This window comes from Niastella vici, from assembly GCF_002077945.1.
Classification (GTDB): domain Bacteria; phylum Bacteroidota; class Bacteroidia; order Chitinophagales; family Chitinophagaceae; genus Niastella; species Niastella vici.
On record NZ_LVYD01000002.1, the window covers coordinates 105,917 to 117,743 of the forward strand.

Consider the following 11,827-nt stretch of genomic DNA (forward strand, 5'->3'; position numbering starts at 1 on the left):
TTTAACTTGCTTACAATTCAATTCAAAATAAAGGGCTTCACCATTGCTGCCGGAATAAATTCCACCCGGTATGGCGGCATGGCGGTATCGAGCGTCCACAGCAAAGTCCCGTTCTTATTGGCCAATACGGTGATATGTTTTTTTGAACAGCAACATAACACCAATGAGTCGTTGATCATATAAGCGCTTCCCATGCGGTCGTTATATATTTCTGCCGGCAGGTTAAAATGCCAGTCAACCGTGGCCGCCCGTGCGCCTGGCTGCATGTTGAAGGCAAATACCCCCGATTGTTTTTTATCGACCCCATTATCGAACAGCATTAAACTGCCATAGGGATTAATATGTACAGCGTGTGATTGAGAAAATACGCCTGCCGCTGGTAAAGCCATCGTGCCGCCTTTTCCCAGTTTCCATACTATTTTACCTGTGTGTGCATCTACCTTCCATACCTGCGCGAGGTTATAAAAAGAGATCAGGTAATTGCTGTCGATATCGAAACTGAGGCTGTTGGCATGCGTCCAATCGCCTTTATTTTTCAGCAGTGCCGGGTCGGCCAACGGATCGCTGACATCGAACACCGACCATTTCCAGAGCTGTTTGCCCTTACTGTCGAACACCTGTATTCCGTCACCTTTTACCGTATCTTTTTTACCGCCGCCAATGTGGCTCAGATCCATTATGCGTGATTCTTCATAGATGGTCACCACATTGCCTGCATGGTTTTTAATTATCTCGTGATGAATGGTATACCTGAAATCGCCCTGGCCTTTTTTAAGATGCAACAGGGTATCGCCCAACAGGTTTATTTCCAGTATTTCGCTGCCATAGCTGGTTGGCTCATCACTTTTGCCAAGGATCGAGATAACGCTGGCGTCGTTCGTAAAATGAGCGACTTTTACGCCTGTGCCATCTACCATATGATACCAGCGCAATTGTCCCTTCGTATCTACGATATACATCAGTCCGGGCGCTTCGCGTTTGTTCATTAACAGGAAGCCTTCTTTAAATACAGCAGGTAACAGGTTTGGCTGGGTGCAGCTATATTTAAACTGGTCCTGTAACCACATCGGAAGCGTTCCCGACTTGAATGTATAGGTTTTGCTCACATTTTGTGTGCCGTTGTTGTCAGTTACCAGGCGGAAAGAGTAACCGGTTTGCGGGTAAATATTACCCAGAACCAGGGCATGCTGAAGGCCTGCAGTTGATACAGATGAGATGAACTTTTTGGCTGAGTTGCTATCTGACCAGTATTCTGCATACACCTTCGTGGGGGTTGCAGTAGTTACATCTAACTGTATCTTCAGTTGATTATTATTATGCAGACCAATGCCGATTTCGCGGATAATATTTCCGCCCCCGTTCATACAACCTGTAAAGGCCAGTGCAATAATGATTGCAAATAACTTTGCGCTTGTTCTTTTCATACAAAATCATTTATCAGCAGTACGGGGAAACCGGCTATTCCTCTCCGTGGCAGTATTCCTCGCTAAAAATTTACCTGTCGGCATTATCCAGGTTAGGGTTCAGGTTAACCTGGCTTTGTGGATAAGGAAAATACCTGTTCCTGGGCATAACGATATTCGATGGCTGACCGATGCGATTGAGATAGCCATTTACAATTACATCGTATTTACCCATCCTGATAAGGTCGGCCCGGCGTTTCCCTTCATAAAAGAATTCCCAGCCCCGCTCTTTTAAAATGGCATCCCGTAAAGAGGATTGATTATAATTAGCCAGCACCAGCGGCTTTGCATGCGCGCGAGCCCGTACCTGGTTTATCAATGCAATACTTTCGGCTGTGGGGCCGCTTACCTCATTCAGCGCCTCTGCCCTGCTCAGCAGCACATCAGCATAACGCAGCACATCTACACTATGGCCGTCGTAATAGGTTGTAGACCCCAACGAATCGGCATATTTCTTGGTAGCACAGTCCGCCATATAACTTATGCCTGTTGGCGGATTGGCGCCTAACGAAGGCGGTTGCATATACACCAGGTTATCGACCCCGGTATAATTTGGATAAAAACATTTTTTGCGGTCATCGGCATTATCGAACGTATTATAAAAATCCCACGATACGGCATAATACTGCCAGCGGTTTTGCAATGCAGGCGCGGGATGATTCAGGGGGCCAAAGTGGTTCAACAGTTCTGTTCCGTTGGTATTGGCATCGGCCAGCACCGAAAAAATATTTTCGACACACCATTTATTCGCCTCTGCAAACAAACCGGGATAATCGGGATAGAGGTCGTATGTTTTAAGGTCCATTACCTGTTTGGTGAACGTGAGCGCCTGTTGCCAGTCGTGCCGGCGCAGATACAATTTGGCCAGCAGCGTCAACGCGGCGCCTTTGGTGGCACGCCCCACATCGTTGCCGGAATAAATGGGATTGTTTACATAATTAAGGGGCAATACACCAGCCGCCTCGTTGAGTTCGGTGATCAGCAGCGATTCAATATCGGCCACCGGCGTGGGTTTGGGCTGACTGGTAAAGGAAGCATTTGCCACATCTTTTTCTGTCACCAGTATTACCGGACCAAATGCATCGGTGAGATCGAGATAGGCAATAGCGCGCAGGAATTTCACTTCCGAAATAAACTGTTGTTTTTCCCCATCGGTAATGGAAGTCATTGCTGCAATATTGTAGATCGCATTATTGGCATTGGCAATGAGCTTATAAATGTATTGCCAGTCCGACGCGATCAGTCCGTTTGTTGAATTCCATAAACCCAATGAAAGCTGACCGGGATCGCCACCGTAATTACAATGGCCAATATCGGTGGTAAGGTCGGTCAAGGCAAAATGGCGCACCGTCCAGTAAGTAAAGTTATCGCCCACAACAGGCCCTTTCAACCGCGCGTATACTGCATTTACCGCAGCTATAGCATCGGATTTTGTCTTGAATGCATTGGTATTGGTAAGTGAACTGTATACTTTCGGCTCCAGGCTTTTATTGCAGCTATACTGCGTCACCAATGCCGGCGCCAAAAGAATTGCTATAATAAGTTTGTTCATTTTTCTAAGTTTAATGTTTTACATCACCTGCCTGTGTTCCTTTTTTAATGAATGGTAAGCTTTACCCCGGCCACAAAAGTTCTGAAAGCCGGGAAGGCATTGAAATCAATTCCACCTGCCAGGTTGCCGCCATGTGTATTCACTTCGGGATCGGTGCCTGAATAATTGGTGACCGTGAACAGGTTTTGAGCCGATGCATAGATGCGCAGCCCATCGATGATCTTTGTTCTGTTCAGGATCTTTGCAGGCAAACTATAACTCAATGCAACCATTTTTAACCGCAGGTAGGATGCATTCTCCACAAAACGCGAATTCACATAACTACCATAGGTGCTCAGGAAATAGCCTTCGCGCGGGATATCTGTATTCTCGTTTTTACCCGATACCCAACGACTCAGGACATCAGTGCCGGTGGTTGACTCAAGCACCAGCCTGTTCATGTTATACAGGTGATTGCCAAATGCGCCCTGGAAGAATACATTCAGATTAAAATTCTTATACTGAAAATCGTTACCCAGGCCTGCAATAAGGCGGGGATTGGTATTACCCAGGTAGGTTCTGTCGTCCTGGGTTAATTTACCATCGCCATCGAGGTCGGCATATTTGGGATCACCGGGTTTTGAATTGGGTTGTGGCGCATAGGTTTCACCCGATTTTATAACGCCGAGGTATTGAAACCCGTAGATCACGCCGAGTTCCTTACCCGGTTCCAACCTGGTAAATTCACGCGCCGATACAACACCGCTGGGGTTGGCCGTATTGGTACTGATGATCTTTACATTATTGGCCAGCGACAAACATTTTTGCCGGTTATAAGCTATGTTGAAAGAAGTGCTCCAGGTGAAATCCTTTCCTTTTATGTTCTCAGAATTTATAGCCAGTTCAATGCCTTTGTTCTCTATAGAACCTGCATTCAGGATCTGGGTGCTGAAACCCCACCATTGCCCAATTGGCACTGCGAGCAACAGGTCGCTTGTTTTTTTGCGGTACAGATCAATGGTGGCATTCAACCGGCCAGCCAGAAATCCCATATCAATACCCACATTCGCCTGGCTGTTGCTTTCCCATTGGAGATTACTATTGATCAGCGAAACGGGTTCAATACCACCCGATAAATTACTGCTTTGATCGAGTGAAGTGCCATAGTTACTGAAGCGGCTCATGTAGGCATAATCGCCAATGCGGTCGTTACCGGTTATTCCATAACTGGCGCGCAGCTTCAAATTCGAGAACACATTGAGATCAGCGATAAAAGGCAGGTCGGCCATTTTCCAGGCAAGGGCCCCTGAAGGGAACACCCCATACTTATGATTGGAAGCGAACCGCGAAGAGCCGTCCCTTCTGAGGGTAAAAGTGGCCAGCACCTGGTCGTTGTAAGCATAGTTCAGCCTGCCAAAATACGAGGTAAGTTTTGCTTCCGACCGGCTGCTGCCGGGTGTATTGTTTGAGCCGGCTACCTGTGGAATAGAACCGGCGTTGAGGTTGTAAAACAGGTACAGATCGGTAGAGAATCCGCGGCTTCCGGCGCCGAGTCCTTCAAATACATCCTTTTGATTAGAGGTACCCAGCATGGCGGTAAAGGCATGGGCATTCCTGTTATACTTATAAGTAAGGTATTGTTCAACCAGCCATCGCAAGGCGGTGTTCATTTGTTCGGCGCCCACGCCGTTATTGGCCTGGCCGTTCACCAAGGTACGGGGCGTGTATTGCCCGGCGGTAGTTTGGGAATATTCGGCACCGGCACTGAAATGATAGGTAAGCCCTTTGATGAGCTCATAATCGGCAAACATGTTGCCATTGATCAGTTTGTTTTGTGATACGTTGGTAGGTTCAAGCAGCAAGGCAAGGGCATTGTCTTTTCCAAGATACTGATAGTAACTGCCGTTCGCATTGTACACGGGAATGCTGGGCGGCGACGTAAGCACGCTGAACAAAGGAGCCGTAATATCGGCTACATAGCGCTGCAGGTGACTGCTGGTAGCGGCGCCATAAAAGTTGGAACCTACTTTTACTGACTCGCTGAATTTTTTCTCAGCGCCCATCCGAACAGAATATCGCTCCATATCGGTGCTTTTTAACACACCGGTCTGTTTCATGTAATTACCCGATAAATAGTATTTGTTATTCCTGTCATTGCCGCTTAAGCTTACAGAACGGTTCAACACGGAAGCCTGCTGCGTGGCCAGGTTCCACCAGTTGGTATTCGTTACCGGAAAACTGGCCGGGAAAACCGGCGGCTTACCATCTTCGTTGGCTATTGCATTCTGTACGGCGGCATACTGTGGCCCATCAACCAGCGAAGGTTTATAAGTAAGATACTGGTACCCGTTCGACACATCAGCCTCTATCTGCATTTTTCCGGGCCGGCCTTTTTTGGTGGTGATCAGCACCACGCCATTACCGCCACGTGCGCCATAGATAGCGGTTGCTGAGGCGTCCTTTAATATTTCAATATTTTCAATGTCATTCGGGTTAATATACTTTCCATTGTCGGTAATAAAACCATCTACCACAAACAAGGGTTCATTCGTTGTATTAATAGAGTTACCACCACGGATAATCACAGAAATGCTACCGCCGGGTGAAAAGTCAGATTGTTGAACGCTTACCCCTGCCGCGCGGCCCTGGATCGCCTGCGCAATATTGGCAGTAGTTCCACCCAGGTTCATATGCTCACTGTTAACCGAACTGATGGCGCCGGTAACATCTTTCTTTTTTTGCGTACCATATCCTACTACCACTACTTCTTCCTGCACTTCAGATTTTACTGCAAGCACCACGTTCAGCTCATTTTTACCGGCTACCGGCACTTCCTTTGTTTCGGTATTCACCGAAGAGAATACGAGCGTGATATTATAGTTAGCCACTTCCAGCTTATACAGGCCTTTATCATCAGTAACCGTACCAAGGGAAGCATTGCCTTTTACATATACCGAAACACCCGATAACGGCTTACCCGCATCATCTGTAACCTTTCCATGGACCAGCATTTCAGGAGCAGCGGCGGGTTCATCGTTTTCGTTGAGGCGCACCACTTCTTTTCTTTTAGGGAAAACAAGAATGGTATTGTCATTCTGTTTAAAATCGAGCTCCGTGCCCGATAAGATCAATTGCAGGGTGCCGGCTACTGACCGGGTATCTTTTGGCAGGCTGATGTTCCTGTAACGGCCAACCTGTTCCAGCAAATAAGCCATCCGAAAACCTGAGATGCTTTCAACGCGGTCGAGCGCATTGCGAAGCGATACGTTGCGCAATTCAAGTGTGATGAGCTTGTCCTCCATTTTCTGGGCGTAGCCTGCATTTGCCGTAAGCAGTTGCGTGCAAAGCACCAGGAGGATAGCAGCCAGTAAACTCACTTTCATAATGAATGATAGATTTTGGTTCCCCGGCAGTCGGGAAAAACGTTTCCCGTACGGCGGAAAGCCGAATGCAGTAGTTTTTTGCATAAATTGCAATTGTTTAAAATGATTACCAGATTGTTTTAAGCGAACCCCTCCAACTTTCCACGGCGAGAGGGGTTTTTTATTTAGATCTTGAGATTAATTGATTGCGGGATTTTGAGATTTCTTGAGGTGCAGCATTGTACCAAATTTCAAAATCCCTAAATCTCAAAATCAAAAAATCATTCTACGCAACCTTCCCCATCCAAAAAAACTGTTTTATCATCGGGCATACTGTAAGTGGCATTGCTTATTATGGACAGCACGTCAAGCACTTTTTCAAGCGTTTCGGTACCACTGAAATACGCTTTGATGCTGCATTTTTTCAATCCGTTCTTTTTAAACCGGATATCCACTCCGTAGCGCCGGCCCAGCAATGCAGCCACTTCTTCAAAGGTTTGCCCTTCAAACCGCATCTCGTGCTTCGTCCAATCGGTTACCAGCATATTTGCATTCACTGTATCTTTTGATACCGCGGCCGTTACGGGCACATAAACGGCCTGCTCATTGGGTGTTAAAACGGCCAGCAGTTTTTTATCATCCTCCACTTTCACTTTGCCCCTTGTAACCGAAACAATTATTTCTTTCCCATCCGGCAGCGCCTTTATATTAAATGCGGTGCCCAGTACAGTCGTACGTATTTGGCCGGTATGAATAATAAATGGCTTCTTTGCATCATGCGCCACATCGAAGTAAGCCTCACCCGATAAAATAACTTCACGGGCATTACCGAGGAAATTTTCGGGATAATCGAGCCGGCTATTGGCCTGCAACACCACATTGGTGCCATCGGCAAGGGTAATATGTCTTATAAAGTCAGTTGACTTATCAACCGCTGCTTTATTAACCCGGGGGGTTACTGTAACTGTAGCGGGTATTGAAGGTTTGGAATTTGTAATAAAATACCAGGCCAAGGCAGCAGTCAGTACGATAACCGCTGCGGCCGCAACCTGCCACCACCGCATGAAAGCCGTAGTACCGGTTTTGCCGTCGCCTTTTAACTCCCTGCCGATCCTGCTGTAGATCCTGTTCTGTAATTCTTCTTCCGTTTCGGCGCCCGGCCATTGTACGTCTGGTGCCTCCCGTTGATTGTACCAGCGTTCGAAAATGGCCCGCTCCTCTGCTGATAAGGTGCCCTGCATCCATTTTTCGGCGAGCGCTTTTAATTCGTCTTTTGAAATACCCTGATTCATGGAAAAAGTTTCTGTTATTATATAGCGGGTAAAAAAAGACGCTTCCCCTAGCGGGATAAAAAATTTTTTTTGGCGGGAATTAATACGGGAAGAAATAGGGTACGGACTTATAAAAAACTGAATAATTGTTGCAAGGAGGCCCTTAAGAGTTTCAGGGCTTTGTTCATGTGGGCTTCTACTGTTTTGGGAGAAATGTTGAGCGAAGAGGCAATCTGTTTACCACTCAATCCTTCTTCGCGGCTAAGGCGAAAGACCAGGCGGCATTTTTCAGGCAAGGCCGCTATTGTTCTTTCCATATCTTCCTGAAGCTGTTCATAATCGAGCCATTCCAGGGTACTATGGTCTTCAGCCGGCCGGCTCGAGATCAATACCTGCTTAAGTGTGCTTTCTTTCTTTTGCCGGGCCAGGTGTTCGATGATCTCATATTTAAGCATGGAGGCAATATAGGTGGCAAGGGTAAAGCGTAGTTGAAGCGTGTGCCGCCTGCGCCAAAGGTTTATAAATACCGTTTGCACTATTTCTTCGGCTTCTTCGGCCGACCCCAATTTTACCAACGCATGCGCCAGCAATTTCTTCCAGTAACGATCATATAACACATGAAAGGCATGCTCATCATCGTTTGCGATAAGCGATAGCAGGCATTCATCATCATATAATTGATACTTTCCCTTCACAAGCAGTTGTACTCAAATTTAGGCAAATCACCTACCAATAGTTCACGCAAACGGTTGCGCCTTTTTTGCAAGCAGCACCAACGCAATAAAGATCACCGGTGTGTTGTATTCAGGATCCTGACGTTTATCTGGTAAGCGCCAGGCACTTGTATGCGCATGGGTATTCTTAAAGAATAATCGTAGAGATTATCTTTATAAACACCCAGATAATGGCTGTCGGTGCTGCCTGCATAATATTTTCCCGCGGTATTGGCCGACCAGCTTGAGGTACTGTCAATATGAACATATTGTGCGGGAATGCGATAATACATATTGAATCCATTACCTAACGAAACGATCGGAAAAGGAACCAGCGGGTATTTAATGGAAATGGCGGTATCACTGGCAACATACGTATCAGGGGCATAGTCCTGCAGATTCTGAAGAAAAGGTGGTTGTGGGTTTAAACCGGAGTTTGGTCTTTTCGCAAATTCACCGGCCTTCGGATTAAACGGCACCCCATTTCTATCGGTCACTTTAAGGATAAGTACATTAGGGGTATCGGCAAACCTGGTTACGGTCACCAGATCGAATGGATTGTTTGCTCCATTGAACAATGTTCCTTTGCCTGTAGGGGTGTTCGCAAATAAAAGTGAATTACTGAAAGCGCCCGTTTCAGGAGAAGTTTCCAGCGGCTTTCCATCCTTTATTACTATTTGCATGATCCTGTTCAACGTTTCTGTACCGGCCTCGTTTGACACTTCCATATCCATAGTATAAGTACCGGTTGGCAAATAAATGGTGCCGCTATTGGCCTCGAGGGTACCGCTTTTTTCGTTTATTACAATTGGCTGCAGGTTCTGCACCGTACGTTTTGCGGAGATCGTTGCAAAGTTCGTATCGGTTAAAGGATTGTAGGCCGCTGTCCATACGCCAACCGGATATTGTTTGTTGAACAGGTCATCGGCACTATGGCCCAGCGAATCATACACGTGCGTCCATTTAATTCGCAGGGGCACACTCGATCCGTCGGTGATCATTGAGTAAGAGGTGGCTGTTCTTCCCCTTACCACGCCAAACTCGCTCACGGCATATTGCATATACGGGCTTAAGAAACCTTTCCCATATTTTGTACAACCCGAAAAAACGCCGGCTGTAATAGTTATCGACAATAATATAGTGGTGATTATATAGGTGAATTTTCGGATACCCATTTTATTAGTTTTTGGTTTATTACTTTTTTGTACCATAGAAGAACAGGATGTGTGAATTATCCAGGGCATTCATGATGCCGGTTTGCGTAATAATGCCCGATGTTTTGCATAAGGTGTGTACCCCAATGTTCGGTGGTACATCACCCGCAGGGGTAGCTTCGCTAACATCGTAATGATGCCATAGTTGCGTAAAATACACCAGTTGGGGAACGCCCGATACCAGGGAGCTGTACCCCAGGTTACTGTTTCGGGTAAATTCCCAGGAAACGATCGCAGAATCACCTGCCAGCTCCGTTGGGTATACAGCGCCGGTACTGGTAAGTACAGAAAAGTTTAACGGTTTATGGATAAGATATAATCGCAGCGAATCGGCCGTTCCCTTTATGTTATTTTTCAAATAGTAGATCAGGGAGTCCATCCCCCACTGCGCATACTGATTAATGGCCTGGGCTGCCAGCGTGCGCTGGTTTAAATAGCTGCGCACTGAATAATCTGATGGGGCGAAGAATGTATTATTCGATTCATTGATCTTGCTTTTTAAACCGGCAGCGTCGATCAACTGCACCAGCGTGTCGTACAAAGCATTACTTTTCAGTACATCGTAAGTGGTGGTGCGTGTATATTGATCTACGTCCTGCACCGATCCGCCGGTGATATAATCTTTTTTGCATTCTGTAAATAGGACAATAGCCGTTATAAATAGCCCTGCAAGCAGTATTGCTTTTCCTGTTTTCATACTCATTGAATATTTTAATTGGTTCAATTATTTGTGAGTGGCCCACCATGGGTTTTGCGTGAGCAAATTATCCTGCGGAAACAAATTGCCCATATCAAGGGGCCAGTAATAGCCTTTGTTGGCTGCAGTAACCCGGGCGCCCAGGTAGCCCACATATTCAAGCCATTGCTGTGTTTGTTCGGTGCGTATAAGATCATAATACCATTGTCCTTCCCCAATGAGCTCCCGCCCTCTTTCCATTACCACTTCATCTAACATATCATATTGAGTGGTGGGGTTTTGATACGAACTAATGCCGGCCCTTCCTTCTGTCAACGCCAGATCATTGGCAGCACCGGCCAAATCACCGGTAGCAGCAAGCGCTTCCGCATCCAGTAAAATAATATCGGCCAGTCTGAAAAGCACCAGGTTATTATTGATATAAGGCTGCGTTTTGATATCGGGTTTCTGGTAAAGGAAATTGGTGTACTTAACCAGCATATAGCCGGCGCCATCCCCCCCTGAGGCCGGCAGATGGGTGAAGATGGCTTTATAACGTGCATCAACAGCTGTATCCATAAACTGATCAACAAAACCGCCATCCGGCGACAGCCAGCAGGCAGAATTCCTGTTATCAACAACGGGACCTTTCAAAAACGTGCCGAAGAAACCCATGGTAGCTTCGGCCCAACTGTTCTGGTTCACAAAATTTGGATCGTTCGCATTGTACTGCATCGACAGTTCAAAAATGCTTTCTGCGGAGGATTGTCCTTTCCAGATTTTTTTGTAGCTGGCCATCGGCTCCAGGGAATAACCGCCGTTGTTCATTACCTGCTGACAGTAAAAATGCGCACTGTCGTACTGGTGTTTCCAACTGTAAATATGCGCCAGCAAAGCATAAACACTTCCTTTATTGGCCCTTACCGCCCGGGCAGCATCACCACCGGCAAACTTCATGTAGGATGCCGCCGTTTTGAGATCGGTAATGCAACTGTCGAGCACCACCGATTCGGCAGTTCTTGCCAAAGGGGGGATCTTACCATAGTCAACATCGTTATAAGTGCGGTTAACATAAACAGGATCGCCCCAGATCCTTATCATATAGAAATAAGTAAAGGCCCGCACAAACAAGGCTTCGCCCAGATAATTGTTACGGACCGAACTATTGCTAAAAAGCCCGGCATTCATTTGAGGCACATTTTGCAGGATCTGGTTTGCCTGGGCAATGAGCTGGTAAAAACGCGACCAGTTCTGCAGATCATCTTCATAGTAAGGAACATAAGAAAAATTAAATGCAGGAGACGCACTTGCTTTCATCGTTGCCAGGTTCCATTGACCTGAATTGGGCAGAAAGTTTCCCGAGGCAAGGTCGCCATTGATGAAATAGGAATTTCCGCTTCGAAGATTGCTGCGCAACTGGCCATACATAGCCAGGGCAGCCTGCTCAACAGAAGACTGGGAGGTCCAGAATGCTGCTTCATACGTGGAAGTAATTGGTCCCTGGTAGATATATTTTTTACACGAGCTGCCTGCGACAACAACAATTATAATAAGCAGCATGGTGTAACTGTATATAGAAGATCGATTGTTCATGCCG

The 11,827-nt window shown here is 46.6% G+C and carries 8 protein-coding genes; all 8 read right to left on the minus strand.

Annotated elements, in window-relative coordinates; all coding sequences use genetic code 11:
- Window positions 1-17: 17 nt before the first annotated feature.
- Window positions 18-1,424 carry an aryl-sulfate sulfotransferase gene (locus A3860_RS03955; protein ID WP_081145257.1) on the minus strand — a complete coding sequence of 469 codons (1,407 nt, stop codon included), beginning with the start codon at window positions 1,422-1,424 and terminating at the stop codon, window positions 18-20.
- 70 nt (window positions 1,425-1,494) lie between these two features.
- Window positions 1,495-3,015, minus strand: a complete 1,521-nt coding sequence (locus A3860_RS03960; protein ID WP_081145258.1) for a RagB/SusD family nutrient uptake outer membrane protein — start codon at window positions 3,013-3,015, stop codon at window positions 1,495-1,497.
- Between the two features lie 44 nt (window positions 3,016-3,059).
- Window positions 3,060-6,377, minus strand: coding sequence for a SusC/RagA family TonB-linked outer membrane protein (locus A3860_RS03965; RefSeq protein WP_158085133.1), 3,318 nt, complete (start codon window positions 6,375-6,377; stop codon window positions 3,060-3,062).
- A gap of 260 nt (window positions 6,378-6,637) precedes the next feature.
- Entirely contained in the window at window positions 6,638-7,648 is a 1,011-nt protein-coding gene (locus tag A3860_RS03970; protein ID WP_081145260.1) for a FecR family protein, read from the minus strand.
- A gap of 107 nt (window positions 7,649-7,755) precedes the next feature.
- Window positions 7,756-8,322 (minus strand): RNA polymerase sigma-70 factor, encoded by a 567-nt coding sequence (locus A3860_RS03975; protein WP_158085134.1) that lies wholly within the window; start codon window positions 8,320-8,322, stop codon window positions 7,756-7,758.
- Between the two features lie 92 nt (window positions 8,323-8,414).
- Window positions 8,415-9,515 (minus strand): DUF5007 domain-containing protein, encoded by a 1,101-nt coding sequence (locus A3860_RS03980; RefSeq protein WP_158085135.1) that lies wholly within the window; start codon window positions 9,513-9,515, stop codon window positions 8,415-8,417.
- Between the two features lie 19 nt (window positions 9,516-9,534).
- Window positions 9,535-10,251, minus strand: coding sequence for a hypothetical protein (locus A3860_RS03985; RefSeq protein ID WP_081145263.1), 717 nt, complete (start codon window positions 10,249-10,251; stop codon window positions 9,535-9,537).
- Between the two features lie 27 nt (window positions 10,252-10,278).
- The gene (locus A3860_RS03990) at window positions 10,279-11,823 is read right to left on the minus strand and encodes a RagB/SusD family nutrient uptake outer membrane protein (protein WP_081145264.1); all 1,545 of its coding nucleotides are present in this window, start codon (window positions 11,821-11,823) and stop codon (window positions 10,279-10,281) included.
- Window positions 11,824-11,827: the final 4 nt, after the last annotated feature.